25 protein-coding genes are annotated in these 25,907 nt (G+C 64.5%); 14 read left to right on the top strand and 11 right to left on the bottom strand.

Translation table 11 applies throughout. The features are described from left to right. Position 1 precedes the first annotated feature (1 nt). Together WH265_RS14970 and WH265_RS14975 are read left to right on the top strand one after the other, a co-directional pair. The gene (locus WH265_RS14970; protein ID WP_339558798.1) at positions 2–964 is read left to right on the top strand and encodes a MurR/RpiR family transcriptional regulator; all 963 of its coding nucleotides are present in this window, start codon (positions 2–4) and stop codon (positions 962–964) included. Between the two features lie 33 nt (positions 965–997). Continuing rightward, positions 998–2,479, top strand: coding sequence for an N-acyl-D-amino-acid deacylase family protein (locus WH265_RS14975; RefSeq protein ID WP_339558799.1), 1,482 nt, complete (start codon positions 998–1,000; stop codon positions 2,477–2,479). On the opposite strand, the gene WH265_RS14980 is transcribed toward WH265_RS14975, so the two are convergent. Then, positions 2,476–3,063 carry a dihydrofolate reductase family protein gene (locus WH265_RS14980; protein WP_339558800.1) on the bottom strand — a complete coding sequence of 196 codons (588 nt, stop codon included), beginning with the start codon at positions 3,061–3,063 and terminating at the stop codon, positions 2,476–2,478. The genes WH265_RS14975 and WH265_RS14980 overlap by 4 nt on opposite strands. Before the next feature lie 222 nt (positions 3,064–3,285). On the opposite strand from WH265_RS14980, the gene WH265_RS14985 reads away from it, so the two are divergent. From WH265_RS14985 to WH265_RS15000, 4 genes are all read left to right on the top strand, one after another. Beyond that, the gene (locus tag WH265_RS14985) at positions 3,286–4,266 is read left to right on the top strand and encodes a Bug family tripartite tricarboxylate transporter substrate binding protein (protein WP_339558801.1); all 981 of its coding nucleotides are present in this window, start codon (positions 3,286–3,288) and stop codon (positions 4,264–4,266) included. A gap of 51 nt (positions 4,267–4,317) precedes the next feature. Then, the gene (locus WH265_RS14990) at positions 4,318–4,701 is read left to right on the top strand and encodes a cupin domain-containing protein (RefSeq protein ID WP_021028533.1); all 384 of its coding nucleotides are present in this window, start codon (positions 4,318–4,320) and stop codon (positions 4,699–4,701) included. A gap of 67 nt (positions 4,702–4,768) precedes the next feature. Beyond that, complete coding sequence (locus tag WH265_RS14995) at positions 4,769–5,932, top strand: acyl-CoA dehydrogenase family protein (protein ID WP_027011285.1); 1,164 nt, start codon at positions 4,769–4,771, stop codon at positions 5,930–5,932. A gap of 80 nt (positions 5,933–6,012) precedes the next feature. Next, positions 6,013–6,915: a LysR family transcriptional regulator gene (locus WH265_RS15000; RefSeq protein WP_052330205.1), complete on the top strand. Its 903-nt coding sequence runs from the start codon at positions 6,013–6,015 to the stop codon at positions 6,913–6,915. A 52-nt stretch (positions 6,916–6,967) separates the two neighbouring features. On the opposite strand, the gene WH265_RS15005 is transcribed toward WH265_RS15000, so the two are convergent. The 3 genes from WH265_RS15005 to WH265_RS15015 all read right to left on the bottom strand — a co-directional run bounded on the left by WH265_RS15005 (position 6,968) and on the right by WH265_RS15015 (position 9,342). Next, positions 6,968–7,720 (bottom strand): sulfite exporter TauE/SafE family protein, encoded by a 753-nt coding sequence (locus WH265_RS15005; protein ID WP_339558802.1) that lies wholly within the window; start codon positions 7,718–7,720, stop codon positions 6,968–6,970. 168 nt (positions 7,721–7,888) lie between these two features. After that, complete coding sequence (gene ybeY / locus WH265_RS15010; protein ID WP_339516400.1) at positions 7,889–8,347, bottom strand: rRNA maturation RNase YbeY; 459 nt, start codon at positions 8,345–8,347, stop codon at positions 7,889–7,891. 47 nt (positions 8,348–8,394) lie between these two features. After that, positions 8,395–9,342 carry a PhoH family protein gene (locus tag WH265_RS15015; RefSeq protein WP_339558803.1) on the bottom strand — a complete coding sequence of 316 codons (948 nt, stop codon included), beginning with the start codon at positions 9,340–9,342 and terminating at the stop codon, positions 8,395–8,397. A 91-nt stretch (positions 9,343–9,433) separates the two neighbouring features. On the opposite strand from WH265_RS15015, the gene ruvA reads away from it, so the two are divergent. Together ruvA and WH265_RS15025 are read left to right on the top strand one after the other, a co-directional pair. Continuing rightward, positions 9,434–10,006: a Holliday junction branch migration protein RuvA gene (gene ruvA / locus WH265_RS15020; RefSeq protein WP_312987859.1), complete on the top strand. Its 573-nt coding sequence runs from the start codon at positions 9,434–9,436 to the stop codon at positions 10,004–10,006. 76 nt (positions 10,007–10,082) lie between these two features. Continuing rightward, complete coding sequence (locus tag WH265_RS15025) at positions 10,083–11,555, top strand: trypsin-like serine peptidase (RefSeq protein ID WP_339558804.1); 1,473 nt, start codon at positions 10,083–10,085, stop codon at positions 11,553–11,555. Positions 11,556–11,737: 182 nt separating this feature from the next. Here WH265_RS15025 and WH265_RS15030 read toward each other — a convergent pair whose 3' ends face one another. Then, on the bottom strand, positions 11,738–11,986 hold the full coding sequence (locus tag WH265_RS15030) for a hypothetical protein (RefSeq protein ID WP_339558805.1): 249 nt from the start codon (positions 11,984–11,986) through the stop codon (positions 11,738–11,740). Positions 11,987–12,168: 182 nt separating this feature from the next. On the opposite strand from WH265_RS15030, the gene WH265_RS15035 reads away from it, so the two are divergent. The 3 genes from WH265_RS15035 to ruvB all read left to right on the top strand — a co-directional run bounded on the left by WH265_RS15035 (position 12,169) and on the right by ruvB (position 16,824). After that, positions 12,169–13,617, top strand: coding sequence for a trypsin-like serine peptidase (locus tag WH265_RS15035; RefSeq protein ID WP_339558806.1), 1,449 nt, complete (start codon positions 12,169–12,171; stop codon positions 13,615–13,617). A gap of 199 nt (positions 13,618–13,816) precedes the next feature. Then, a complete protein-coding gene (locus WH265_RS15040) occupies positions 13,817–15,715 on the top strand; it encodes a trypsin-like serine protease (protein ID WP_339558807.1) in 1,899 nt (632 codons plus the stop codon). Positions 15,716–15,756: 41 nt separating this feature from the next. After that, entirely contained in the window at positions 15,757–16,824 is a 1,068-nt protein-coding gene (ruvB, locus tag WH265_RS15045) for a Holliday junction branch migration DNA helicase RuvB (protein WP_116926672.1), read from the top strand. Between the two features lie 85 nt (positions 16,825–16,909). On the opposite strand, the gene WH265_RS15050 is transcribed toward ruvB, so the two are convergent. The 6 genes from WH265_RS15050 to WH265_RS15075 all read right to left on the bottom strand — a co-directional run bounded on the left by WH265_RS15050 (position 16,910) and on the right by WH265_RS15075 (position 21,907). Then, the gene (locus tag WH265_RS15050; protein WP_339558808.1) at positions 16,910–17,866 is read right to left on the bottom strand and encodes a LysR family transcriptional regulator; all 957 of its coding nucleotides are present in this window, start codon (positions 17,864–17,866) and stop codon (positions 16,910–16,912) included. A gap of 356 nt (positions 17,867–18,222) precedes the next feature. Further along, positions 18,223–18,861: a histidine phosphatase family protein gene (locus tag WH265_RS15055; RefSeq protein WP_021028522.1), complete on the bottom strand. Its 639-nt coding sequence runs from the start codon at positions 18,859–18,861 to the stop codon at positions 18,223–18,225. A 10-nt stretch (positions 18,862–18,871) separates the two neighbouring features. Further along, positions 18,872–19,597, bottom strand: coding sequence for a hypothetical protein (locus WH265_RS15060; protein WP_339534817.1), 726 nt, complete (start codon positions 19,595–19,597; stop codon positions 18,872–18,874). Between the two features lie 132 nt (positions 19,598–19,729). Next, on the bottom strand, positions 19,730–20,725 hold the full coding sequence (gene ttcA / locus WH265_RS15065; protein ID WP_445228533.1) for a tRNA 2-thiocytidine(32) synthetase TtcA: 996 nt from the start codon (positions 20,723–20,725) through the stop codon (positions 19,730–19,732). Between the two features lie 4 nt (positions 20,726–20,729). Further along, positions 20,730–21,104 carry a dihydroneopterin aldolase gene (locus WH265_RS15070; RefSeq protein ID WP_116926667.1) on the bottom strand — a complete coding sequence of 125 codons (375 nt, stop codon included), beginning with the start codon at positions 21,102–21,104 and terminating at the stop codon, positions 20,730–20,732. Between the two features lie 26 nt (positions 21,105–21,130). Beyond that, positions 21,131–21,907, bottom strand: coding sequence for an SDR family oxidoreductase (locus WH265_RS15075; RefSeq protein ID WP_339534820.1), 777 nt, complete (start codon positions 21,905–21,907; stop codon positions 21,131–21,133). A 78-nt stretch (positions 21,908–21,985) separates the two neighbouring features. Here WH265_RS15075 and WH265_RS15080 point away from each other — a divergent pair, with 78 nt between their 5' ends. From WH265_RS15080 to WH265_RS15090, 3 genes are all read left to right on the top strand, one after another. Next, entirely contained in the window at positions 21,986–23,059 is a 1,074-nt protein-coding gene (locus WH265_RS15080) for a class I SAM-dependent methyltransferase (RefSeq protein ID WP_339558809.1), read from the top strand. A gap of 511 nt (positions 23,060–23,570) precedes the next feature. Next, positions 23,571–24,539 (top strand): TauD/TfdA dioxygenase family protein, encoded by a 969-nt coding sequence (locus WH265_RS15085; protein WP_021028516.1) that lies wholly within the window; start codon positions 23,571–23,573, stop codon positions 24,537–24,539. 246 nt (positions 24,540–24,785) lie between these two features. After that, positions 24,786–25,907 carry an ABC transporter substrate-binding protein gene (locus tag WH265_RS15090; RefSeq protein WP_339558810.1) on the top strand — a complete coding sequence of 374 codons (1,122 nt, stop codon included), beginning with the start codon at positions 24,786–24,788 and terminating at the stop codon, positions 25,905–25,907.

Genomic DNA, 25,907 nt, shown 5'->3' on the forward strand with positions numbered 1-25,907 from the left:
AATGGCCAGCCTGAAAACAGCGCTGAGCCTGCAGCTGCTGCAACAGCAGCAGGCCGCGCTGCCGCTGGCCCAGCGCCAGGTGATCGATGTGATCCTGCGCGACCCGGGTGCCGCTGTGCTGGCCACGGTCGAGCAGCTGGCGCTGCAGGCGAATGTGTCCATGCCGACGATCGTGCGCATGTGCCGCCGCTTTGGCTATGCCTCGGTGCGCGAGTTCATGGTGGCGCTGGCGCAGACCTTGGCGGTCTCGGGCTCGCACCTGCACCGCAGCGTGCAGCAGGACGACTCCACCGCCGAGGTGGTCAGCAAGATCGTGCATGCGGCAGCCGGCGCCATTGCCAACCTGGGCCAGCGCCTGGATGCGGCGCTGATCGACGAGGTGGCCGGCAAGATGGCCAAGGCCTCACGCATCGATTGCTACTCGGTCGGGGCGGCCTCGTCCTTTATGGCGCAAGAGCTGCAAAGCCGCTTGTTCCGCCTGGGCCTCACGTCCAATGCCATCTTTGATGCGCACCAGCAGCTGGTGTCGGCCTCGACCCTGGGCAAGCACGGCGTGGCCTTTGTGATCTCGCATGTGGGGCGCATGCCCTACACCTTGGAGGCGGCGCAATTTGCCAAGCAGCAGGGCGCTACCGTCGTGGCACTGACCCAGCCCGATACGCCGCTGGCCGAGATGGCCGACCATGTGCTGGCGGTGAATGTGCCCCAGGACGCGGTGATGCGCGTGGGCACCGAGGCCTACCTGGCCCACCTGGTGGTGATCGAAATCATGATGGTGCGCCTGGCGCAGATTCTGGGGCCACGCGTGGTCACCGGCATGCAGCAGTACAAGCGGTTGCTGGAGACCCATGGCTTTGACAGCTATGAATACATGGGCTTTCAGCAGCCCGCGCAGCAGCGCAAAGGGGGCCCCGTGCCGGATGCAGCAGCCCCCAGCCAGCAACAAGGCAAAACCGCCGGCTGATGGCAGCCGGCAGCAGCGCCTGGAGAGACAACAATGGAACGCAGAGTGTGGTTGAGCAATGGCACGGTGGTGGATGGCACCGGCCTGTCGGAGTTTGTTGGCGATGTCTGGCTGCAGGGCGGGCGCATCATTGGCGTGTTTGCCCGCGATGGCGCGGTGGATGCCGCCCAGCAGGCCACGTTGGATCGCTGGAAGGCGCAGGACCCGCTGCAGATCGATTGCACGGCCAAGGTGATCGCCCCGGGCTTTATCGATGTACACACCCATGACGATGCCGCTGCGCTGAACAGCCCGGCCATGCTGCCCAAGCTCTCGCAAGGGGTGACCACGGTGATCGCCGGCAACTGCGGCATCTCGCTGGCGCCGGTGGTGACGGCGCATCCGCCAGCTCCGCTGTCGCTGCTGGGCGACCAGCAGTTCCGCTTTGGCAGCATGCAGGACTACGCAGCGGCCGTGGATGCGGCGCAGCCCTCCATCAATATTGCGGCGCTGCTTGGCCACACCTCGCTGCGCATCAAGCACATGGCCGATCTGAGCCGCCCGGCCAATGCCGCCGAGCGCGAGGCCATGGCCCAGGACATGCACGAGGCCATGCAGGCAGGAGCCCTGGGCCTGTCCAGCGGCATCTTCTACCGCGAGGCCTACGCGGCCGACATGCAGGAGCTGGTGGCCGTGGCCACCGTGGCGGCCCGGCATGGCGGCGTCTATGCCACCCATATCCGCGACGAGCTCGAAGGCATTCTGGAGGCCATGCTGGAGGCCGCCGGCACGGCCCAGCAATCGGGCCTGCCGCTGGTGCTGTCGCACCACAAATGCGCGGGCTCGGCCAACTGGGGCCGCACCCTGCAGACCTTGCCGCTGGTCGACAAACTGGCGCAGCAGCAAGAGCTGTCGATGGACGTCTATCCCTACACCGCAGGGTCGACGGTGCTGCGCGAGGACCTGGTCGATGGCGTCATCGATATCCTGATCACCCGCAGCGAGCCCCAGCCCGAGGTGGGCGGCCGCTACCTGCGCGATATTGCCGCCGACTGGGGCATCAGCGAATACGACGCCTGCGTGCGCCTCAAGCCCGGCAATGCCTGCTACTTTCAGATGCGCGAAGACGATGTGGAGCGCGTCATCCGCCACCCGCTGGCCATGATCGGCTCGGACGGCCTGCCCAACGACGAGCGCCCACACCCTCGGCTGTGGGGCGCCTTTCCCCGCGTGCTGGCCATGTACTGGCGCGACAAGGGCGTGCTGAGCCTCGCCCAGGCCGTGCACAAGATGACGGGCATGTCGGCCCAGCGCTTTCGCATGGCCGACCGCGGCCTGCTGGCCGCCGGCAAGGCCGCCGATGTGGTCGTGTTCGACCCCGCCCGCATCCAGGACCAGGCCACCTTCGAAAACCCCAAGCAGCGCAGCGTGGGGGTGGAAGCCGTCTGGGTCAATGGCGTGCTTAGCTACACGGAAGAGGCGGGCGCCTTGCCGGCGCGCGCCGGGCGGTTTGTGCGGCGGGCGGTGGTGGCTTAGATTTCCGCTTGGGTCTCGTCCTGTGGCTGACCGGCTGCCGCATAAAGCAGCCGGTAGTCACTCTGCACAAAGCCAAAGTCATAGCTGCGCGTCTGCAGATGCTGGGCGGTAACCGAGTTGATTCCATCCGCTAAGGGCCCAAACAGCGGCAGGCCGCTGCCCAGCAGCACGGGGACGCGGGTGATGGTGATCTCGTCGAGCAGCTGTGCGTTGATAAAGGACTGGATCAGCTGTCCGCCATCGACATAGGCCGCGCGCACGCCGCTGGCGGCCAGATGGGTGCTGAGGGCCGGCAGGCTGCCCTTCCAAAGCTGGGCGGTGGGTGGTGCCTCTGCGGGCAGGGCGCTCCACTGGCGAGACACGACATAGACCGGCTTGTCATACGGCCAGGCGCCAAAGGACAGCACCGTCTCAAAGGTTTTGCGCCCCATCAGGATCACATCGACACCGGCCATGTACTGCGCATAGCCGCAGTCTTCCCCCTCTGGCACGGTGGCATTGGCGGCATTGAGCCAGTCCAGGCTGCCATCGGCCTTGGCGATAAAACCGTCCAGGCTGGTGGCGATAAAGCTGCTGCAGTGCATGGGATGTCCTGGGGTCAATCAATAGCGAAGTCGTAAATTTTAAGTAGCGCGTAGAGGCCGGATGGGTCAAATACCTGTTTTTTTTACAGTGGTCATTCCCTGTGTTTAAGAATTCGATTTGTATATCAATCCATCCGCATAAAACATTGGACGCGAATCGTTGACGCCTGCACCATGCAAGCTCGGCCCGTAGAGGTTCGACTAAAAACAGGAGACAAAAGCATGCAACGACGCCAATGGTGGGCGACCCTCGCCCTGACCGCCATCGCCACCGTAACCACGGCAGCTTACGCCAGCGCGGCGCAGGGCAGCTACCCCAGTGCACCGATCACGATGATCGTGCCCTTCGCCGCTGGCAGCGGCACCGATGCGGTGGCCCGGGCCGTGGGCCAGAAGCTGGGGGAGCGCCTGCAGCAACCGGTGATTGTGGACAACCGCGCGGGCGCCAATGCGCAGATTGCGGCCGGCCTGGTGGCCAAGGCCAAGCCCGATGGCTATACCTTGTTCATGACGACCAATACCTCGCATTCGGCCAACCCCTGGCTGGTCAAAAGCCTGAAGTACGACCCGATCAAGGATTTCACGCCGATTGCCCGCGTCGGCGAGCTGCCGTTTGCGCTGGCGGTGCACCCCTCGGTGCCGGCCGATTCGGTGCAGGCGCTGATCGACTACGCCAAGGCCAATCCGGGCAAGCTTTCGTACGCGACACCCAACAGCACCTCGCTGGTGGCGTCCGAGACGCTGCGTTTTCTGTCCAAGACCGACATCGTCGGCGTGCCCTACAAGTCCAGCCCGCAGGCGCTGACCGACCTGATGGGCAACCAGGTGCAGATGTATGTGGTGGACCTGGGCTCGGGCTGGAGCATGCTCAAGACCGACCGGGTGCGCACCCTGGCCGTGACTGCCGCCAAGGGCAGCAAGATCCTCCCCAATGTGCCGCCCATCGGCAAGACCTTGCCAGGCTTTGACATCACCTCCTGGAACGGCATTTTTGCGCCAGCGGGCACACCCCCGGAGGTGGTCAACAAGATCAATGGCGCCTTGCAGGCCGTGCTGGCCGACGAGGCGGTGCAAAAGCAGCTTGAACAGATTGGCTTTGAAGTCTGGCCTACCAAGACACCGCAGGAGTTTGCCCAGTATGTGAGCGAGCAGTTGGCGTACTGGGGGCGCCTGGTCAAGCAAGCTGATATCCCTGCCCAGTAAGCACTGTGTTGCCTGAGCGCCTGCCTTTCCACTCACGATGATTGCCACACGATGACTTCGCGCTACCTGATCCGTGCCTCCGAGGTAGAGGCCTATAGCCCGGCCAACCATACCGGTACCTTTAACCGCCGCCTGGTGAGCCAGGCCAATGTGGGCGCCCAGCACATGGAAGTGGTGCTGGGCGAGATTGCCAAGGGCGGGGGCGCGCTGCCCCATGCCCACCCCGGCATGGAGCAGGCCTGCTACCTGCTGGAGGGCACGGCCCATGTGGAGGTGGAGGGCGAGAGCTTTGAGATGCTGCCGGGCGATACCTGTTTTTTCCCGGCCGACAAGATGCATATCTTCCAGACCACCAGCGACACGCCGGCCAAGCTGCTGGTGATCTACAGCCCGCCCTATGGCGAGAACCCAGAGCGGGTGCGCCGGCCGGCCTGAGCGGCGATGTGAACCTGCGCCGTGCACGGCACCGCGCCACTGATTGGATATTGAGGACCGCAACACCATGGATTTCGCCCTGACCGAAGAGCAGCAACAGATCATCGATGCCATCGAGAAAGTCTGTGCGCCGTTTGATGCCGACTACTGGCATGCCCGTGACAACGATGGCGCTTTTCCGGAAGACTTTTACCGCGCGCTGGCCGATGCCGGCTGGCTGGGCATTGCGATGCCCGAGGCCTATGGCGGGGCCGGCCTGGGCATCACCGAGGCGGCCTTGATGATGCACACGATCTCGGCCACCGGCGCGGGCCTGTCGGGCGCGTCTGCGGTGCACATGAACATCTTTGGCCTGCACCCGGTGGTGGTCTATGGCACCGAAGAACAAAAGGCGCGCATGCTGCCGCCGCTGATTGCCGGCAAGGACAAGGCCTGCTTTGGCGTGACCGAGCCCAACACGGGGCTCAACACGCTCAAGCTCAAGACCCGCGCGGTGCGCGATGGCGACCACTATGTGGTGCATGGGCAGAAGGTCTTCATCTCTACCGCGCAGCAGGCCAGCAAGATCTTGCTGCTGGCCCGTACCAAGCCGGTGGAGGAATGCAAGGGCACCGAAGGCCTGTCGCTGTTCTACACCGACTTTGACCGCAGCAAGATCGAGGTGCATGAGATCGCCAAGATGGGCCGCAAATGCGTGGACACCAACCAGCTGTTCATCGATGGGCTGCGCATTCCGGTAGAGGACCGCATTGGCGAGGAAAACCGGGGTTTTGAATACATCCTGCATGGCATGAACCCCGAGCGCATTCTGATTGCCTGCGAAGCCATTGGCCTGGGCCGCGCCGCGCTGGGCCGCGCCACGCAGTACGCCCGCGAGCGCGAGGTGTTCAACCGCCCGATTGGTCAGAACCAGGGCATCCAGCACCCGCTGGCCGAGCGCTGGATGGAGCTGGAAGCGGCCTTTTTGCTGGCGATGAAGGCGGCCTGGCTGTATGACCGCCACCAGCCTTGCGCGGCCGAGGCCAATGCGGCCAAGTTCCTGGGGGCGGAGGCGGGTTTCAAGGCCTGCGAGACCGCCATCTTTACCCATGGCGGCATGGGTTACGCCAAGGAGTTCCATGTCGAGCGGCTGATGCGCGAGAGCTGGATTCCGCGCCTGGCGCCGGTGAGCCCGCAGCTGATTCTGTGCTTTATCGCAGAGAAGGTGCTGGGCCTGCCCAAGTCCTACTAGGCGGCGCCATGCGCAGTGCGCTGCCGGGCCATGCCCCTCGCCGTGCGGCCAGCCCGCACTGGCTGGGGCATGATACGCAGATGAAGACCCATTTGCTGCGTTATTTTGTGGTGCTGGCCGAGGAGCTGCATTTTGGCCGCGCCGCCCAGCGCCTGGCCATCACCCAGCCGCCGCTGTCGGTGGCCATCAAATCGCTGGAAGAGGACCTGGGCGTGCGGCTGCTGGAGCGCGATGCCAAGCAGGTGCGGCTGACCGATGCCGGCGCCGCCTTTTTGATCGAGGCGCGCCAGGTGCTCAGCCAGATCCAGCGCGCCGCGGACGTGGCGCGCAATGTGGCCCAGGGGCGCCAGGGCCAGCTCGATATTGGCGTGACCGGCTCGATGATCTACCGCGACCTGCCCCATGTGATGCAGGCCTTTGCCCAGCAGCGGCCCGATATCGACATCACCTTGCACGAGATGTCCACCACCGAGCAGCAGGCGGCGATTTTGCGCGGCCAGCTCCAAGGCGGCTTTGTCAACATCATCACGCCCGCGCCGGGGCTGGAGCTGTGGCCGCTGGCGCCCGATACCCTCGTTTGCTGCCTGCCGGAAAACCACCCCCAGGCCCAGCAAGCCAGCCTGGACCTGCGCAGCCTCGCGCATGAGCGCTTTGTGATGTTTGTGCGCGATGTCAGCCCGGCCAATTACGACAATGTGATCGCCTGCCTGCACAACGCCGGCATCCACCCGCGCACCAGCCATGCGGTGCGCCAGTGGCTGGCGGTTATTTCGCTGGTCGCCATTGGCCAGGGCGTGGCGCTGGTGCCCTCTTGCATGCAGCGCGCCGGCATGGCCGGTGTGCGCTATGTGCCGCTGCACAGCAACCATGGCCAGACGGCGCTGACCGCCGGGGCCTTTGTCTGGCACCCGCAAAGCCGCTCGGCGGCGCTGGATGCGCTGATCGAGGTGATCAAGGCGCCGAGGGCAGGTGCAGCCGGCTAGGTGCGGCCGGCTAGGTGCGGCCAGCTAGGCGCCCCCGGCTAGGCACGGCCGGTTAGGCTTTCAAGAAAAACAGCACCGCCATCACCAAGCCCGTCAGCACAATGCCGGCACGTAGCCACTGCGGCGCAATCTTGCGCGCCACCCGGGCGCCCAGGTAGCCGCCCAAGGTGGCAGCGACCATCATCAGCAAGGCGGGCTGCCACTGCACGACGCCGCCAGCGGCATAGATGGCGACGGCAATGGCGGTCAGCAGTGCGGAGACCAGGTTCTTGGTGCCATTCATTGCATGCAGGTTGGTCTGGCCCAGCAAGCCCAGCAGCGCGAGCAGCAAGATGCCCAGGCCGCCATTGAAGTAGCCGCCATAGATGGAGACGGCCAGCATGCCCAGCGCGGCCTTGCTGCGTGAGGGCGTGGCGCCGTGCTGCGCGCCCATGGCCCACCGGCGCAGCTGCGGGCCAAAGGCAAACATGGCAGTCGCTGCCAGCAGCAGCCAGGGCACAATCTTGCGGAAGGCGGCCTCGGGGGTGACCAGCAGCAAGGCAGCCCCGGCTGCGCCGCCGACGAGCGCCAGCAGCATCACCGCCTTCATCGACAGGCCGGGTGGGGCCTGCATATCGTCCTTGAAGCCCCAGGCGCCAGCCGCATAGCCCGGCAGCAGCGCGACCGTGCCTGTGGCATTGGCAACGACCGGCGGCACACCGGTAAACACCAGCGTAGGCAGGGTCAGAAAACTGCCGCCTCCGGCGACGGCATTGAGCGCGCCGGCCACCAGGGCAGCGGCCAGCAAGATGGCGGTGTCAAGCATGTCTCCTCCTGTTATGCGCCTGCGGTTGCGGGGTTTCGCAGCCAGCGCGGCCTTTATGAGGAGGATTCTAGGTAGTAATGGCGCGAAGAAGCGGCTGGATTAGTCGCTCAAAAGTCATCATTGCCTTGAGGCGGGCGCGCCCAATGGCCGGGCAGCGGGCCCCGTGCCTTACTTCTGGTACGGATCGGTAAAGCCCAGCTCTTGCATGATGGCCGTCTCGTAGGCTTCCATCTCTTCGGCATCCTGCTCGCTGGTTTCATGGTCCCAGCCCTGGGCGTGCAAAGTGCCATGCACCAGCAGGTGGGCATAGTGCTCCTGCAGCGACTTGTTCTGCTCCTGGGCCTCACGCGCCACCACGGGCGCGCAGAGCACCAGGTCGGCCAGCACGGTGGGCTCCTGCTGGTAGTCAAAGGTCAGCACATTGGTGGCGTAGTCCTTTTGGCGGTACTCGCGGTTCAGTGCCTGGCCTTCTTCGGTATCGACAATGCGCACGGTGATCTCGGCATCATCGGCCAGCGCGTGGCGAATCCAGCGCGTCACCTGGCTGCGGGGCAGGGCGGCGCGGTGCTCGGCCACGCCGTCAAAACGGGCAAATTGCAGCGAGAGGGTGAGTTGGTTCAATGCCATATGGTTTTTATCGGCGGGGTGGCACAGGTGGGGTGTGCGGGCGGGGCTCAGTCTTCGCGCGCGGGGCGGCGCTGCTTGTCGTAGGCGTCCACAATGCGCGCGACCAGCGGGTGGCGCACCACATCGGCGCTGGTAAAGCGGTTGACCGCAATGCCCTTGACGCGCTTGAGCACGCGCTCGGCGTCGATCAGGCCGCTCAACTGGCCCTTGGGCAGGTCGATCTGGCTCACGTCGCCAGTGACCACGGCCTTGGCGCCAAAGCCGATGCGGGTGAGGAACATCTTCATCTGCTCGGGCGTGGTGTTCTGGGCCTCGTCCAGGATGATGAAGGCGTTGTTGAGCGTGCGGCCGCGCATGAAGGCCAGCGGCGCGATCTCGATGGCATTGCGCTCAAAGGCCTTTTGCACCTTGTCGTAGCCCATCAGGTCGTAGAGCGCGTCGTAGAGCGGGCGCAGGTAGGGGTCGACCTTCTGCGACAGGTCACCGGGCAGAAAGCCCAGGCGCTCGCCGGCTTCGACGGCGGGCCGGGTCAGCACAATGCGCTGCACCTGGCTGCGCTCGAGCGCATCGACGGCGCAGGCCACGGCCAGGTAGGTCTTGCCGGTGCCGGCCGGGCCAATGCCAAAGGTGATGTCGTGCGCAGCGATGTTCTCCAGGTAGCCGGCCTGGTTGGGCGTGCGCGCGCGCAGGTCGGCGCGGCGCGTGTTCAGCACGATGGCGCCCTCGGGCGCGGCCATCAGCTCGCTGTCGCCGGCCATCATTAGCTGGATCTGGTCTTCGCTGATGGGCGTATCGGCCATCTCGTACAGCGCCTCGAGCAGCTCCAGCGCGTCGTTGGCCACGGCCTTGGGGCCGTCGATCTTGAACTGCTCGTGGCGGTGGGCAATCTTGACGCCCATGTGGTTCTCGATCTGGCGCAGATGCGCATCGGCCGGTCCGCAGAGGTGGGCAATGCGGTTGTTGTTGTGGGGCGTAAAGGTGTGGCGCAGGATCACGCGGTAAATTCCAGTGAAAAATTCAGTATGCTTGCAGGCGGCAAGCGACGCACACAGGGCGGCCGCACACAAGCTACAAGGAAAGATACAAATGATAGGCCGATTGAGCGGAACCCTGGTGGAAAAGAACCCACCCGAAGTACTGGTGGATTGCCATGGTGTGGGCTATGAGGTGCAGGTGCCCATGAGCACCTTCTACAACCTGCCAGCCGTGGGCGACACCATCACGCTGCTGACGCAGTTTATCGTGCGTGAGGATGCGCAGCTGCTGTACGGGTTTGGCACGGCCGAGGAGCGCCAGACTTTCCGCGAGCTGATCAAGATCACCGGCGTGGGCCCGCGCACGGCGCTGTCCATCCTGAGCGGCATGGGCGTGAGCGATCTGGCGCAGGCCGTGTCCTTGCAGGAAGCGGGGCGCCTGGTGAAGGTGCCGGGCATCGGCAAGAAGACCGCCGAGCGCCTGTTGCTGGAGCTCAAAGGCAAGCTGGGCGCGGACATGGGTGCCAGGGCCGCTGCCACCAGCGATGCTCAGGTCGACATTTTGCAAGCGCTGGTGGCCCTGGGTTACAGCGACAAGGATGCGGCTGCCGCTCTGAAACTGTTACCTGCCGACATCAGCGTAACCGACGGTATCAAGCAGGCGCTGAAAGCACTGGCAAAATAGCCCGCGCAGAGGCGGCCGGGCAGCAGCCCGGCCGGATATCACCATCTATACCAACCAACACGGAGTGGACGAATCCATGAAATATCCCAAGTATGCAGTGCCCGGTCTGTTGTGGACTACCGGCGTGGCTGCGGCCCTGGCCTTGGCGGGCTGCGGCGGCGGCTCCGGTTCCGACGACGACAACGGCAATGTGACCCAGCCCACGGCCTATGTGCTGGACTCGGTCGTGCTGCCCGCATCGGCCATCAAATCGGCTGCAGTGGCGCCTGCATCCTTGGGCGCTGCGGTGCAGACCCGCTTTGTGGTGCTGCCCGAGCTGGAAGCGGAAAAGACCGTGGCCAGCGATAACGGCCCGGCCCAGCAGATCGGCACGCAACGCGCGGTGGCGGCCACCAGCACAGTGGCCCAGACCCAGTCGGCCCTGCAGTGGAGCACGCTGGCCAATGGCCAGCAGGTCGCAGCCATCAACATCCAATCGACCGGCGCCTATGGCCTGCGCGCCGGCGTGCTGGTGGACAGCCTGCCCGATGGCGCGCAGCTGCGCGTCTACAGCCAGGAACACCCCAATGCGATCGTCGAGCGCAGCGGTGCTGAGGTGAATGCGCTGCTGGCGCAAAACCGCAAGGCGGGTGAGACCGGTGCGGCTGCTAACACTTGGTGGACGCCCGATGTAGGCGCAGGCGATACCACGCTCGAAGTGGTGCTGCCAGCCGGCACCGGCGCCGATGCACTGCGCATCTCGATCCCCGTGGTCTCGCACATCTACCAGAACCTGTCGCTGCCCACCGAGGCCGAGCTGGCAGACGCGGCCAAGGCCGACACCTCGGCCGCCTGCAACCTGGATGCCACCTGCACCAACAACTACCAGACCGAGCGCAATGCGGTGGCCCGCATGGTGTTCACCCGCTCGGACGGCAAGTCCTACCTGTGCACCGGCACCTTGCTGAACAATACCAAGGGTGACTTTGCTCCGTACTTCATCACCGGCAACCACTGCATCTCGACCCAGTCCTCGGCCTCGTCGATGCAGACGTCCTGGTTCTACCGCTCGAGCAGCTGCAACTCCGGCGTGCCGGGCGCCAATGCCGCACTGCGCAGTGCCGGCGCGACCTTGCTCTACGCCACCAGCACCACCGATTCGGCGCTGCTCAAGCTCAATGAAATGCCTCCTGTTGGCGTGACCCTGGCGGGCTGGGATGCACGCACCGCTGGCCAAGTGGGTGATGCCGTCTATGGCCTGCACCACCCTGGCGGCAACCTGCTCAAGTACAGCGTGGGCGCGGTCGTGGGCTATATGAACTGCACCGCAGGCAGTGGCACCTCCATCACCTGCAGCACCGGTGACTCGAACAGCGGCTTCTACAGCGTGCGCTGGAGCCAGGGCACGACCGAGGGCGGCAGCAGCGGCTCTTCGCTGTTCCGCAATGGCCGCGTGGTCGGTAACCTCTACGGTGGCGGCGCCAGCTGCCTGGCGCCCAATGCGTCCGACTACTACGGCCGCTTTGACAAGGTGTTCAGCGACCGCATCTGGAGCTGGCTGGCCAGCTGACCGCTGCACCGCTGATTGCGGCTCTTGTGCCGCAAGCCTTCCAGCGCTGACAAACCTGCCCGTCAAACGGCAGGTTTTTTTACGTCTGGGGGAGTGGTTTCCGGTCTGCAGATATCCACCGGCCTGCTGCAATGTAGGGCCATTGCATCAGTACCGAGAAGCGGCCCCGCTTGCGGAATTCATCAATACCAAGGCGGATTAAATTTTTGTCCCTGGTATGCGATGTTCCTCTGAGGAAACTCAACCTGCTGCATGAGAGCGCATTTGTAAATCTCCGGTTTTAATAAAAGGATTTCAATAACACCACTCACTTTGTCAGAAAGCGAGTAAATATAGGCATTCTTTGGCTTGCTGTGCCAAGCGAATAGGGTCTGGATTTTATTAATATCGGATGAAAGGAATAATAAATAATATTGGTGGATGAGTTTCATTTTGTGGGCCTATGGCGTAGAGGGTATGGGAGAGATTCGTCGCCCTCTTGCTGTTACTGGTCGATATTTGCTTTACCTTTGTAGGTGTCTGCTCACTTGGATATCTTCAAAATAAAAATGCAAACCGCAATTCGGTGATTTGCAGGCTTTTGAATGGCATTTTGACTTGGAGTGAATCCATCATGAGATACCCAAAACATGCAGTGCTCGGTCTGTTATGGACCTCCGGCATGGTGGTGGCCCAGCCTACGACCTATATCCTGGATCCGGTGGTATTGCCGGAGTCCGCCGTCGAATCGTCTCTCCTGGTGCCAGTGCCTTTAGGCGCTCGGGTGCAAACGCATTTTGTGGTGCTGCCCGAGCTGGAAATGCAAGAGTCCATGGCTGCCGAGGAGGCGAGCGGCCCGGCGCTGCAGATTGGCGCCGCACGCGCCGTGGATGCCACCGCATCGGTGGCGCAAACCCAGTCGGCCATGCAGTGGACGGCGCTGCCCAGTGGGCAGCAAGTGGCGGCCATCAATATCCAGGCTATGGGTGCCTATGGCCTGCGTGCTGGTGTGCTGGTGGAGCAGCTGCCCGATGGCGCGCTGCTGCGCATCTACAGCCAGGAGCATCCCGCAGCGATCATCGAGCGCAGTGGCGCGCAGATCAATGCACTGCTGGCGCAGAACCAGGGCGGGGGCGAGAGCGGCGCGCCTGCCAGCACCTGGTGGACGCCCGATGTGGGTGCGGGCGACACCACCGTCGAAGTCGTGCTGCCCGCAGGGATGCCCGCGGAGGCATTGCGGATCTCGATCCCCCGGGTTTCGCACATCTTCTACAACCTGTCCTTGCCCACCGATGTGGAAGTGCCCACCGTGGGAGCGGCCGACATGGACCCGGCAGGAGCCACCGAAGCCGATCCGCTGGAGAGTTGCCGCATGGATGTGTCCTGCACCAGCAACTACCAGACCGAGCGCAATGCCGTGGCACAGATGGTCTACACCCAGGAAAGCGGCCAGTCCTACCTGTGCACCGGCACCTTGCTGAACAACCCCAAGGCGGATTTTGTGCCTTACTTTCTGACGGCCAACCACTGTATCTCTACCCAATCGGTAGCCTCGACGCTGCAGACCCGCTGGTTCTACCACGCCAGCAGTTGCAATTCCGGCGTGCCGAGTGCCCAAAGCGCCCGGCGCAGCGCAGGTGCCACCTTGCTGCACGCCACGGCCACGACAGATTCTGCATTGCTCCGGCTCAACGAGATGCCTCCGGCAGGGGTGGACTATGCTGGCTGGGATGCAACAAATCTGGCCCCCAAGGGCCAGGCCATCTACGGTCTGCACCATCCCGGTGGCGACCTGCTCAAGTACAGCGTGGGCGCCGTAGCGGACCATGCCCGCTGCCAGTCCACCGGCAGCTCCACCTTCAGCTGTAGTGGGGGAGATGCGAATGGCGGCTTCTACAGCGTCAGCTGGCGCCAGGGGAGGACTGAGGGCGGCAGCAGTGGATCTGCGCTGTTCAGTGATGGCCGCGTCATTGGCACCCTGTATGGCGGCTCCAGCCGCTGCCAGGCGCCACGGGGCCTCAGCTACTACGGCCGCTTTGACAAGTTTTTTGCGGACGGGGCCTCGCGGTGGCTGGGCAACTGATCGCTGACACCTGGGGCGGCCGCCGCCCTCGCAGGGCCGGTTTGCCGGCCCTTTTCTTTGCGCAGTTAACCAATGTTTTGTTTTTGTACTAGTCGATAGGCTTGCTTGATGTAAGTGCTTGCTCTAGATTGGTTGTATCCGGTCAGTAGTTTGTGTTGATCGGTGGCGCTTTTCTTGTTGCAACCGCGAGGAGTCCATCATGTCTTGTCGCATTGTGTCCAGCTGGAGTTCGGCGCTTTCTGGTGAGGGGCTGCGTTGGGTCACTGCGCTCATCGTGGCTGGCAGCTGTGGTTGGGCCCAGGCCAGTTGGCAGGTCGATGCGCGCAGGATGCCAGCCAGCCCCAGCGCTGTGGAGGCCAAGGATGCGGTGGCGCTCTCGGCGATGGCTGTGGTGCCCATCGTGCTGCCGCCCTGGCAGGACAGCAAGGCGCTGGCCCCCGATGAGGGCGGCGTCCGCCAGATTGGCGTGGCGCGCGCGCTGGATACCCTGGATACGGCCGACAAAGTCGCGCGTCTGTTGCAGTGGCGAACCCTGCCATCAGGCCAGCAGGTGGCCGCCTTGCAATGGCGGGCGGACGATGCCTATGGGCTGCGTCTGGGTCTGGAGTTTGCCGCCTTGCCGCCGATGGCGGTGTTCCGGCTCTATGCATCGCCCGATGCCGCTGCCAGCTACGAAGTGACCGGCGCTGCACTGCTCGAGGGCCTGGCTGCCGATGCGCAGACGGGCCAGCGCACCTGGTGGACGCCCGATGTGGGGCCCACGCCCGTGCTGGAGATCCTGCTGCCCGCCGCGTTGGCGACCAGCAGCCTGCAATGGGCCATGCCCCAGCTCTCGCAGATCGTCGTGCCGCCCCAGGTGGCTGAGGCCCTGAAGACGGCTGACATGGCCACGTTGTCTGAAAAGCGCCTCTCCAATGCCTGCCAGCAGGATGTGAATTGCCAGACTGCGTTGCTGGACCAGCGTGATGCCGTGATCCGCATGGTCTATGTGAGCCAGGCGCGCACTTTCCAGTGCACAGGCACCTTGCTCAACAACCCACGTCAGGACCTGACACCCTATGTGCTGACTGCCGCCCACTGTGTGCGGGACCAGGCGACGGCATCGACCTTGCAGACCTCCTGGTTCTACTACTCGCAGTCCTGCGGCAGCCAGCAGCTGTTTGCCGGCCATGCCGAGCGCTACAGCGCGGCGCGCTGGCTGGCCACAGGCATCGGCAATGACATGACCTTGCTGCAGCTGGATGAGGCGCCGCCAGCAGGCGCCTTGTTTGCCGGCTGGGATGCGTCCACCCAGCCCTGGGGCGTTGCGGTGGCCGGGCTGCACCATCCGCGTGGCGACTTGATGATGCTGTCATCGGGCAAGCTGCAGGACGATGCGGTGTGCGCGGTGGACTATGTGGGCCGCACCTTGGACTGCGCTCCGCAGGCCCAAGCCGATGGGGGCTTTTACCGGGTGCTTTGGAGCCAGGGCGGTATCGAGGCGGGCTCCAGCGGTTCGGCCCTGTTTGTCAATGGCCGCGTGACCGGTACGCTGACGGGCGGTGACAACTGGTGCCCTGCCAAGGATGGCCGTGTCGTCTATGGCCGGCTGGACCAGGCTATCGCCAGCTTTGCGGCTTGGCTGGGGGCCGACAAGGCGATGAACAGCGATATGCACATGCCCGTCTACCGCTTCCTGGTGCTGCGCTCGGGCGGGGAGTTCTATACCTTGTCTGCCTCTGAGCGTGACTATGTGATCACGAGCTTCCCCAACGAGCTGGTCTTTGACGGCGTTGCGTTCTATGCCGCAGGCCGCGCACATGCCCGCCTGGTGCCCGTTCACCGCTATTTCAACCCCGAGGTCGTCGCCCATTTCTACACCACCAGCGATGCCGAGCGGCAGTTTGTGCAGACCTACCACCCCAGCTGGAACTACGACGGCATTGCCTGGTGGTCGCCCGCGCAGCCCGGTGACGGGGTGGAGGCCGTCTACCGCGCCTACCAGTATGTGCCGGGGGTGCACCTCTACAGCCTGCAAGTGCAGGCGCGCGATGCCTGGCTGGCCAATGCGGGGCTTTTGTATGACGGACTGGCTTATTATGTGTGGGATGCGCCTTAGGGATGCGCTGCACACCTCCCTGGCCATGCCTGCACTGATCCATGACTATCCATACCGATTCCTTCGCCGCTGCGCCAGTCCCCCGCCCTGACAACCGCGTGATTTCCGCGAGCCAGTCCTCGCCGCAGGAGGAGGTGCTCGAGCGCGCGCTGCGCCCCAAGCAGCTCCAGGAGTATGTGGGCCAGGTCAAGGCGCGCGAGCAGCTGGAGATCTTCATTGGCGCGGCCAAAAAGCGCAGCGAGGCACTGGACCATGTGCTGTTGTTTGGCCCGCCTGGCCTGGGCAAGACGACGCTCTCGCACATCATCGCCTCGGAGTTGGGGGTGAACCTGCGCCAGACCAGCGGCCCGGTGCTGGAAAAGCCCAAGGACCTGGCGGCGCTGCTGACCAATCTGGAGCGCAACGATGTGCTCTTCATTGACGAGATCCACCGCCTCTCGCCGGTGGTCGAGGAAATCCTCTACCCGGCGCTGGAGGACTACCAGATCGACATCATGATCGGCGAAGGGCCGGCTGCGCGCTCCATCAAGCTGGATCTGCAGCCCTTCACCCTCGTGGGGGCCACCACGCGCGCGGGCATGCTCACCAACCCGCTGCGCGACCGCTTTGGCATCGTCGCGCGCCTGGAGTTCTACACCACCGAAGAGCTGACCAAGATCGTGATGCGCAGCGCCGGCTTGCTGAACACACCCATCGATGACGAAGGCGGGCTGGAGATTGCACGCCGCTCACGCGGCACGCCCCGTATTGCCAACCGCTTGCTGCGCCGGGTGCGCGATTACGCCGATGTCAAAGGCAATGGCCGCATCACGCAGGAGATGGCCAGCCGCGCGCTGGCCATGCTGGATGTCGATCCCCTGGGCTTTGACATCATGGACCGCAAGCTGCTCGAAGCGGTGGTGCACCGCTTTGATGGCGGGCCGGTGGGGCTGGACAATATTGCCGCCAGCATTGGCGAGGAGCCCGGCACGATCGAGGATGTGATCGAGCCGTATTTGATCCAGCAGGGCTTTTTGCAACGCACACCGCGCGGCCGGATGGCCACCCAGGCGGCTTACCGCCACCTGGGTCTGGTGGGCGGCGGGCCTGGACAGGCGGCATTGGTGTAAAACGTAAAGCCCCATCGATGGGGCTTTTGCTGGGGCTTTAGCGTTTGGTGCCAGACAGGGGCGCGTGGCCCCGCTGGGCGCCGATTCAAGCGGCCTTGGCGGCGCGCTTGGTGGGCGGCGATTCGTTGCCCATGTTCTCGCAGAGGTAGTCCCAGCATTCCTGCACGATGGCGCGGCGGCTGCCATTGGCTGCGCGCGTCATCAGGCAGATGCGGCGCGACAGCAAGGGGCCTTTGAGCGGCACGGTCACCCAGTCATCGCTTTGGTGGCCCTGCGTGTACAGGCGCGAGAGCAGGCCGATGCGCAGGCCGCTTTGCACCAGCGCGTAGAGCGACTCGGTATAGCTCAGCGTCTCGGTGTGGCTGGTGCCCACGCCTTGCTGCTCCAGCACCGAGACAATCATCTCGTAGGTGCTGCCGCGCGAGAGCACGACCAGCGGCTCATCGCTGAGGTCTGACCAGCGCAGATCGGTCTTTTGTGCCAGGCGGTGCTTGGCGGGGATGACGGCCATGACCTCGTCCTCGGTCACGAACTGTGTCTCCACCGACGGGGGCACGGTGAACTCCAGGCCCAGGCCGATGTCCGAGCTGCCATTGGCCACCGAGGCCAGCAGGTCGTCATTGCGCATGTCGTGCAGCTGCAGGTCCACCATCGGGTGGGACTGCTGCCAGATGGCGAGCCACGGCGCCAGCAGGTGGGTAGTGGAGGGGATGCAGCTGATGCGCACGGTGTCGGCCTGGTATTTGAGCAACTGCTGCAGATCCTGCACGCCTTGCACAAAGTTGTTGATCATCCATTCCACCTGCGGGCGCACGGCTTCGCCGGCCGACGTCAGGCGGACATGGTGGGTGCTGCGGTCAAACAAGGCGGTGCCCAGCAGCGTCTCCAGCTCACGGATGGCCGAAGACAGTGCGGGCTGGCTCATGGACAGCGCCTGCGCGGCACGGCTGAAGCTGCGGTGCGTCGCTACTTCCTTGAAGCAGCTCAGCTGGCGCAGGGAGGGCGTCGGCAGGGGTTTTCGGGTCAGCTCGGCGTCTGGCATATAACGGTCAATACCTTTTTAGTAATCTAACAGAGGAGTCATTGAACTCGTCTATAGATGGTCGCACTACTATTAATAATGATCAAGCAATTAGTGAATTCTAAAAGTAATTAAATGTCACTTGATCACCAGAGGTTGGAGTGAACGCTGACATACCTTGGTATTTTATCGGCTCTATGAAGCATTGCGTTTCATTTGTTTGTGTCATCGCACAGGGCCCTGGGCGACATTGGTGCGGCATGCAGACGGCCGCCCGCATGGTGGCCACCATGCAGGGGGAGCTGATGCAAAAAAGTCACAAAAAGTGGAGGGAGGAGGCAGAGTCCGGCCCGAAGGGCGGCGGCTTGCAGCCGCTGTTAGAGCGTTTCGTCCAAGCCGACGGTCTGCAGGTGGCTGGTGTCGCCCCAGCCCACCAGGGTCAGGCCGCTGTCCGGTGTCCACAGCAGGCGGTTGACGCTGGTATTGGCCAACTCCCAGGTACGGGGGGCCTGGATGTCCTGGCGCGTGGCCAGGCGGTAGAGGCAATCGAGCACGCCGCCATGGGCCACCAGCGCGATCTGCTGGCCCAGATGGCTGGCGGCCAGTTCGGCCACGACCTGGGCCACGCGCGCCTGCAGCGCTTGGAGTGATTCGCCCTGGGGCGGGGCAAAGACCGGGTCACGCTTGCGCCAGCGCAGGGCCGACGGCGGGTCCGAGACCTCGATGTCGGCAAAGCGGGAGCCTTCATAGTCGCCAAAGCTGCGCTCGCGCAAGGCGCGGTGGGTGGCGAGCGGCGCGCCATTGGCCTGCGCCAGCGCCTGGGCGGTGCTGAATGCGCGCTGCAGATCACTGCTGTAGATATGGGCCAGCGGGGTCTCGGCCAGCGCCTGGGCCAGCTGCCGGGCCTGGCGCTCGCCGGTGGCGTTCAGCGGTATGTCCGTATGGCCCTGGATGCGAGCGGCAAGGTTCCAATCGGTCTCCCCGTGGCGAATGGCAATGATCTGGGTGCTGTGCATGCGTTCCTTGTTATTGGGGTTTGGCAGCGGGCTTAGCGGGAGTGGCAGGTGCAGCGGCTGCAGCTGGAGTGGATGCGGGCTGGGCGGCGGCGGGCGCGCCGACCGTGGTGCTGACGCGGCGCGGGCCTTGCGGTGGCTTGGGAAAGCCGTTGAGTGCCGAGTCGAACAAGATGCGGTAGATCACCTGGTCATCGACCCAGACATCCTCGTAGCGGGCCGAGGTCTCATAGACCACCTGCTGGGTCTGGACATCGCGCAAGGTCAGCTGCACGGCGCGGTAGTGCAGCGAGGGGCCGGTGTCGCGCCAGGCGATGCCACCGCGCCAGCCCCAACCCCAGCCGGGGCCCCAGCCCAAACCGCCATAGGGGTTATAGGGGCTGCCGGGCAGCAGCCAGCTGTCGGGAATGTAACGAGCTTGTACGTCGATCTGCGCGATCACGCTGCCCTGGCGGTCGTCGCGGCGCAGGCCCACTCCGGCCAAAGAAGCCTCGGCCTGTTGCACGACGGTATCAAATTGTGGCCCCAGTGCAACCTGGGACGGCAGCAACTGCAGCCGGTAGGTCGGCGGCGCGGGCACTTGCTGCAACGTGGAGTAGCTTTGCACATCGCTGTCGATGGTGCGCACGCCGGCGCAACCGGCCAGCCAGAGGCTGGCGCAGGCCATCGCTGCGATACCGGCGATACGACGCCACTGGGGCATGCCTGGCAGGGCCGCCCGGTCAAAAGATAGGAACATGGTGCCGTCTCCCGAAAAAAAAGCGCTGCGCCATAAGGACACAGCGCATGCGCTCAACGATAAACGCTTGGAGCGGCAGCGGCTGTCAGTCAGGGGCGACAAGCAGGGCTGCATGGCTCAAGCAAACGTGGATCAGCCCAATTGCACCACCTGCATGCCGGCAGGCAGCGAGGGGTTGCTGGGCAGGTCGTCGTGGTCGAAGGCCTTGTCGCCGTTTTCATCGGCGATGCCGGTGGGCTTGGCGTTCTGGAAATCGAACAGCTTGGGGTCGGCCAGGTGGGTGGGCACCACATGCTGCAGCGCGCGGAACATGTTGTTCACACGGCCGGGGTGCTTGCGGTCCCACTCGCGCAGCATGTCGCCAATCATCTGGCGCTGCAGGTTTTCCTGGCTGCCGCAGAGGTTGCAGGGGATGATGGGGAAGTCGCGGTACTGGGCCCAGCGTTCGGTGTCCTTCTCGGGCACATAGGCCAGCGGGCGGATCACCACATGCTTGCCGTCGTCGCTCACCAGCTTCGGGGGCATGGCCTTCATGATGCCGCCGTGGAACATATTGAGCATCAAGGTCTGCACGATGTCGTCGCGGTGGTGGCCCAGGGCCACCTTGTTGCAGCCCAGCTGGTCGGCCACCTTGTACAAAATGGCGCGGCGCAGGCGCGAGCACAGACCGCAGGTGGTCTTGCCCTCGGGCACCACACGCTTGACGACGCTGTAGGTGTCCTGGTTCTCGATGTGGAAATCGACCCCCACGCTTTTGAGGTACTCGGGCAGCACATGCTCGGGAAAGCCGGGCTGCTTCTGGTCCAGGTTCACGGCCACCAGGTCGAACTTGATGGGAGCGCGGGCGCGCAGCTTCATCAGGATGTCGAGCAGGGTGTAGCTGTCCTTGCCGCCGGACATGCAGACCATCACCTTGTCGCCGTCCTCGATCATGTTGTAGTCGCCAATGGCGCGCGCCACCTCACGGCACAGGCGCTTTTCCAGCTTGTGGTTCTCGCGCTGGATCTTCACCCGCTTTTCGTTGTTAGCCGATGCCTGCGCATCGTCGCTGGCGGCGTCGTCAAAGTCCCAACCGGTCGCGGCGGTGGGTTGGGGCTGGAGGAGTGCGGTATCGGTGGGGGCGTTCATAGGTTCACCATTGTCCGGTTTCGGTGCGGATTGCAACTTCGCAATCGTCAAAAATCTCTAGCTTGGCGATCTTCACGCGAACGCCACGCACATTGGGCAACTGCATCAGCCGCTGGGCGACCTTGCCGATCAGGGTCTCGAGCAGGTTGACATGCTCGGCCGTGCATTCATCGATGATGATCTGGCGCACCTTGCGGTAGTCCAGCACATGCATGATGTCGTCATCACTGGGCGCCAGCGGCTGCTGGCCCATGTTGATTTCCGCATCCACCAAGATGGGTTGCGGCGCAGTCTTCTCGTGGGCGAGGATGCCTAAATTGGCATCAAAACGCAGGCCCGTCAAGCTCAGGGTTTGCAACCCGGTGTCAAATGTCGTCATAAAAACAGCAAGGCAGCGAAGAATCGCTACATCATCGAAAAATCGCGGTCAAACCGCATCAGGTGCTGGCCGCCGTCCACCAGCAGGCTGGTGCCGGTGATGGAGCTGTTGTCCAGCGCAAAGCGCACGGTGGCGGCCACATCGTCTGCCGTGGATGAGCGCCCCAGCGGGCTCATGCGGTGCAGGGCCTCGAACTTCTCGGCGCTCAGGTAGTCGCTGGTCAAGGTCAAGCCCGGGGCCACACCGACTACCCGCAGGCGCGGCGCCAGCGCCTGGGCCAGCAAGGTGTTGGCCGCTTCCAGCGCCGCCTTGCTCAAGGTGTAGCTGACAAAGTCGGGGTTCATGTTCCAGAGCTTCTGGTCGAGCAGGTTCACCACCACACCCTGGGCCTCATCGCCCCGCTGGCAGATATGCTGGTGCAGCAGCTGGGCCAGCACGATGGGCGCGGCCGTGTTGCTGCGCAGATGGCGCTCCAGCCCGGCATAGCCAAAGTCGGCGGCGCCATCATGCTCGAACAGCGAGGCGCTGTTGACCACCGCATCGACCTGGCCGAAATGGGCTACCACCCGGGGCAGCAGGCCGCGCACCGCGGCCTCATCGTCGAAATCGGCGTCAAAATGGCCGCTCAGGCCCGACAGCGCGGCGCACTCGGCAGCGGTCTGCGCGGCCTCGGCGGCCGATCCCCGGTAGTGCACCGCCACCTGCCAGCCATGGCGGGCCAGCCCGAGCGCAATCACCCGGCCCAGGCGCTTGGCAGCGCCAGTGACCAGTACGGTGCGTGGGGTCGAAGAAGGCATGGGCATGGCAAGCGCTCAGCAAGCGGCGACAATAGGGGGGTGAATACAGAACCCTCTAGTTTAACGACTGTGCTGGCCAAGCGCATGGCTGAGGCTATTGCCCAGGCCGGCGGTTGGATCCCGTTTGATGACTTCATGCGCATGGCGCTGTACGAGCCCGGCCTGGGCTACTACGCCAATGACCGCAGCAAGTTTGGCGTCATGCCCGAGGAGGGCAGCGACTTTGTCACCGCGCCCGAGCTCTCGCCGGTGTTTGGCGAGCTGGTGGCCGCCCAGGTGCAGGATGCCTTTGCCCATACCCAGACCAGCGAGGTCTGGGAGTTTGGCGCCGGCACCGGTGCGCTGGCCGAGCAGCTGCTGTCCACCCTGGGCCCCGCCTGCACGCGCTACACGATTGTCGATGTCTCGGGCAGCCTGCGCCTGCGCCAGCAAGAGCGCCTGGCCCGCTTTGGCGACCAGGTGCAGTGGGCCGACAGCCTGCCCGCGCAGATGCAGGGCGTGGTCGTCGGCAACGAGGTGCTCGATGCGATGCCAGTCAAGCTTTTGCTGCGCCAGCAGGGTGTGTGGCAGGAGCGCGGCGTGGTCGTGGCGAGCGCCGAGGGCGACGATCTGCGCTTTGGCTGGGGCCAGCGCCCCACCCACCTGCGCCCGCCGGTGGAGCCGGAGCTGCCGCTGGAGGCCGAGTACCTGACCGAGATCCACCCGCAGGGCGAAGCCTTTGTCGCGACGCTGGCCGACCGCATCACGCGCGGCGCGGTGCTGCTGATCGACTATGGCTTTGGCGAATCGGAGTACTACCACCCGCAGCGCCACATGGGCACCCTGGTCTGCCACCATCTGCACCAGGTCGACAGTGACCCGCTGGTGCTGGTGGGGCTGAAAGACATCACCGCCCATGTGAACTTCACCGGCATTGCGGTGGCCGCCCAGGATGCCGGCATGGATGTGCTGGGCTACACCAGCCAGGCCCACTTCCTGATCAACTGCGGTCTGGCTGCCAAGCTGGACCAGCTCGAAGTGATTGCCCGCAGCAAGGCAGCCAAGCTGATGATGGAGCACGAGATGGGCGAGTTCTTCAAGGCCATCATGCTGAGCAAGGGTGTGGCCGTCTGGGAGCCAGCGGGCTTTGTGCAGGGCGACCGCATGCACCGGCTCTAGGGACCCTCTGCAAAAATCCCTGCCGTGGTCTGAACGCGGTCTCTGGCGATCCACTGCGTTGTCTTCCTTGTCAATAGCTACAGCTATTGACTGCAAAAGACGCCTTGCGCCTCATCCCGATCCGCGTCCATCCCGCTTGGCGAGGGTTTTGCAGAGCATCCCTAGCCGCTGGCACCAGGGCAGAGAGGGGGCAGGGTGGGACTGGGTGAGGTCGGCCCCGCAGAGGCGGGTCGCTAAAAGATGGCTGCCGGTGCCAAGCCCTGACACATGCCCGCCGCCCGGTGCGTCCGATCTGGTCGCGCCCGGCACGGGGCATGCAGGCTGGCTTGTGCTGCACCGACAGACTGCGATCATGGCGGCGCTGCATGACGGCCTGATGACAGCAGACAAAACAGCAGCGCAGCAGCACCCTTCATCGGTTTGCGCATAAAGATACGCGTTTTCATTCGTTTTCTGATTGCAGCGCGCCTTCTACAGTGGGCCTATCACTGGTCCGCCAAGGAAAGCTGCCATGTCCGCGCTGTTTGATGTTCTGACTGCCCATCCGTTTTTCTTCCGCCGCCCGGTGCCCGACAGCGCCAGCCAGGCGGGCAGCGCCGCTGGCACCACGCAGGCCTTCAGCCTGCGCCCCATCCAGCAGCCCGCGGGCGCCCAGACCCGCCTGGGGGTGGAGGTGGTAGGCCTGGACCTGTCCCGCCCGCTGGGCCCGGACGACTTTGCCCGGCTGCAGCAGGCGCACCAGGACCACAGTGTGGTGGTCTACCGCAACCAGCGCATCAGCCCGGCCGAGCAGATTGCCTTCAGCCGCCGCTTTGGGCCGCTGCAGCGCCATGTGCTGCGCAACTACCAGCTGCCGGGCCATGATGAGATTCTGATCGTCTCCAACATCATTGAAAACGGCCAGCCCGTGGGCCTGGGCGATGCCGGGGCCTACTGGCACTCCGACCTGTCCTACAAGCCCCAGCCTGCGATGGGCTCGCTGTTGCATGCGCAAGAGCTGCCCGAGGTCGGTGGGGACACCTTGTTTGCCGACCAGGTCGCGGCCTACGAGGCGCTGCCCTACACCCTCAAGCAGCAGCTGGTCGGTTTGCTGGCCGAACACAGCTATTTGCTCAAATATGAGGCACTGCGCGAGCGCAATGCCTTCCGCCCTGCGCTCACTGCTGCGCAGGTGGCCGAGGTCAAGCCCGCCGTGCACCCGGTGGTGCGCACCGATCCGCAGACCGGCCGCAAGTCCTTGTTTGTCAGCGAACATTTCACCACCCGCATCCTGGGCCTGCCCGAGGGCCGCTCGGCCGCGCTGCTGGCCGAGCTGTTTGCCCACAGCACCCAGCCGCAGTTTGTCTACCGCCACCACTGGCGTGACCGGGACCTGGTCTTTTGGGACAACCGCGCGGTGCTGCACCTGGCCACCGGCGTGCCAGCCGGCCAGCGCCGCAAGCTCTACCGCACCACGATCGAGGGGGATGTGCCGGTATGAACGCCGCCTCCCCGACCTTGCGCGCTACCGGGCTGCCCGGCCCGCAACGCCACCAGCCGCTGTTTCTGCTGTCGCTGAGCCTGGCTGCCGCCTGTTGTTGATCGCCAGCGCCCGCCATTGCGGCGGCGCTGCCCGCTCCTTGACAACGGCGATTGACGCCCATCCCCAGCGATGTCCCACCCGCTCCCACAGCGCGGTGGTGCTGCGCTGCGGCCCAACGATTCCAGCCATACCTCTTGACGCACTATGAACATCCGCAATCCTTGGGCGCTGCGCAGCCAGCCGCCCGGTAAACAGTCCACCACACCATCCAGCCGTCCCGCTGCCGCCGCCCATGGCGCCCGCCTCGGCTCTGCCAGCAAGCATGCGGCAGCCGTGCTGGCCGCCACCGCTGCGCTCTGGGGCGTGGCTGCAGGCGGCGCGCAGGCGGCCGAGGGCCAGCTGCGCATTGCGCAGCAGTACGGCATCGTCTATTTGCTGCTCAATGTGGCGCAGGACCAGCAGTTCATCGAAAAGCAGGGCAAGGCCCAGGGGGTGGACATCAAGGTCAGCTACCTGCAGTTCTCCGGCGGCCCGGCGGTCAACGATGCGCTGCTCTCGGGCAATGTCGATATTGGCGGCGCCGGCGTTGCGCCGCTCTTTACGCTCTGGGACCGCACCAAGGGCAAGCAGAACGTCAAGGGCGTGGCGTCGCTGGGCAACTTCCCCTACTACCTGGTCAGCAACAACCCGCAGGTCAAGACGATTGCCGACTTCAGCGACAAGGACCGCATTGCCACGCCGGCGGTCGGCGTCTCGGTGCAGTCGCGCGTGCTGCAGTACGCCTCGGCCAAGCTCTGGGGCGAGCAGCACTACCAGCGGCTCGACAAGCTGCAGGTGGCCTTGCCGCACCCTGATGCGGCAGCGGCCATCATCAAGGGCGGCACCGAGATTACCGCGCACTTTGGCAACCCGCCGTTCCAGGAGGTGGAGCTGGCTGGCAACCCCAGTGCGCGCATTGTGCTCAACAGCTATGAGGTGCTGGGTGGGCCGGCCTCGTCCACCGTGCTCTACGCCACCGAGAAGTTCCGTCAGGAAAGCCCCAAGACCTACCGCGCCTTCCTCGATGCGCTCGATGAATCGGCCCGCTTTGTGCAGGCCAACCCTGAGCAGGCGGCCGATATCTTTTTGAAGAGCGGTGGCGGCGGCAAGGTCGATCGCAATCTGATCCTGCAGATCATCAAGAACCCGCAGGTGCAGTTCACGATCCAGCCGCAGAACACCGTGGGCCTGGGCCAGTTCCTGCAGCGGGTGGGCGTGATCAAGACCAAGCCCGAATCGGTGCGCGACTATTTCTTTGACGACCCGCGCATTTCCGGGGGGAGCTGA

Origin of the sequence: Comamonas sp. MYb396 (assembly GCF_037479555.1) — a bacterium.
GTDB lineage: Bacteria > Pseudomonadota > Gammaproteobacteria > Burkholderiales > Burkholderiaceae_C > Comamonas.

Excerpts from the sequence above, each read along its gene's own strand:
- WH265_RS14970 (WP_339558798.1), top strand. The coding sequence starts at position 2 with ATGGCCAGCCTGAAAACAGCGCTGAGCCTGCAGCTGCTGCAACAGCAG.
- WH265_RS14975 (WP_339558799.1), top strand. The coding sequence starts at position 998 with ATGGAACGCAGAGTGTGGTTGAGCAATGGCACGGTGGTGGATGGCACC.
- WH265_RS14980 (WP_339558800.1), bottom strand. The coding sequence starts at position 3,063 with ATGCACTGCAGCAGCTTTATCGCCACCAGCCTGGACGGTTTTATCGCC.
- WH265_RS14985 (WP_339558801.1), top strand. The coding sequence starts at position 3,286 with ATGCAACGACGCCAATGGTGGGCGACCCTCGCCCTGACCGCCATCGCC.
- WH265_RS14990 (WP_021028533.1), top strand. The coding sequence starts at position 4,318 with ATGACTTCGCGCTACCTGATCCGTGCCTCCGAGGTAGAGGCCTATAGC.
- WH265_RS14995 (WP_027011285.1), top strand. The coding sequence starts at position 4,769 with ATGGATTTCGCCCTGACCGAAGAGCAGCAACAGATCATCGATGCCATC.
- WH265_RS15000 (WP_052330205.1), top strand. The coding sequence starts at position 6,013 with ATGAAGACCCATTTGCTGCGTTATTTTGTGGTGCTGGCCGAGGAGCTG.
- WH265_RS15005 (WP_339558802.1), bottom strand. The coding sequence starts at position 7,720 with ATGCTTGACACCGCCATCTTGCTGGCCGCTGCCCTGGTGGCCGGCGCG.
- ybeY (WP_339516400.1), bottom strand. The coding sequence starts at position 8,347 with ATGGCATTGAACCAACTCACCCTCTCGCTGCAATTTGCCCGTTTTGAC.
- ruvA (WP_312987859.1), top strand. The coding sequence starts at position 9,434 with ATGATAGGCCGATTGAGCGGAACCCTGGTGGAAAAGAACCCACCCGAA.
- WH265_RS15025 (WP_339558804.1), top strand. The coding sequence starts at position 10,083 with ATGAAATATCCCAAGTATGCAGTGCCCGGTCTGTTGTGGACTACCGGC.
- WH265_RS15030 (WP_339558805.1), bottom strand. The coding sequence starts at position 11,986 with ATGAAACTCATCCACCAATATTATTTATTATTCCTTTCATCCGATATT.
- WH265_RS15035 (WP_339558806.1), top strand. The coding sequence starts at position 12,169 with ATGAGATACCCAAAACATGCAGTGCTCGGTCTGTTATGGACCTCCGGC.
- WH265_RS15040 (WP_339558807.1), top strand. The coding sequence starts at position 13,817 with ATGTCTTGTCGCATTGTGTCCAGCTGGAGTTCGGCGCTTTCTGGTGAG.
- ruvB (WP_116926672.1), top strand. The coding sequence starts at position 15,757 with ATGACTATCCATACCGATTCCTTCGCCGCTGCGCCAGTCCCCCGCCCT.
- WH265_RS15050 (WP_339558808.1), bottom strand. The coding sequence starts at position 17,866 with ATGCCAGACGCCGAGCTGACCCGAAAACCCCTGCCGACGCCCTCCCTG.
- WH265_RS15055 (WP_021028522.1), bottom strand. The coding sequence starts at position 18,861 with ATGCACAGCACCCAGATCATTGCCATTCGCCACGGGGAGACCGATTGG.
- WH265_RS15060 (WP_339534817.1), bottom strand. The coding sequence starts at position 19,597 with ATGTTCCTATCTTTTGACCGGGCGGCCCTGCCAGGCATGCCCCAGTGG.
- ttcA (WP_445228533.1), bottom strand. The coding sequence starts at position 20,725 with ATGAACGCCCCCACCGATACCGCACTCCTCCAGCCCCAACCCACCGCC.
- WH265_RS15070 (WP_116926667.1), bottom strand. The coding sequence starts at position 21,104 with ATGACGACATTTGACACCGGGTTGCAAACCCTGAGCTTGACGGGCCTG.
- WH265_RS15075 (WP_339534820.1), bottom strand. The coding sequence starts at position 21,907 with ATGCCCATGCCTTCTTCGACCCCACGCACCGTACTGGTCACTGGCGCT.
- WH265_RS15080 (WP_339558809.1), top strand. The coding sequence starts at position 21,986 with ATGGCTGAGGCTATTGCCCAGGCCGGCGGTTGGATCCCGTTTGATGAC.
- WH265_RS15085 (WP_021028516.1), top strand. The coding sequence starts at position 23,571 with ATGTCCGCGCTGTTTGATGTTCTGACTGCCCATCCGTTTTTCTTCCGC.
- WH265_RS15090 (WP_339558810.1), top strand. The coding sequence starts at position 24,786 with ATGAACATCCGCAATCCTTGGGCGCTGCGCAGCCAGCCGCCCGGTAAA.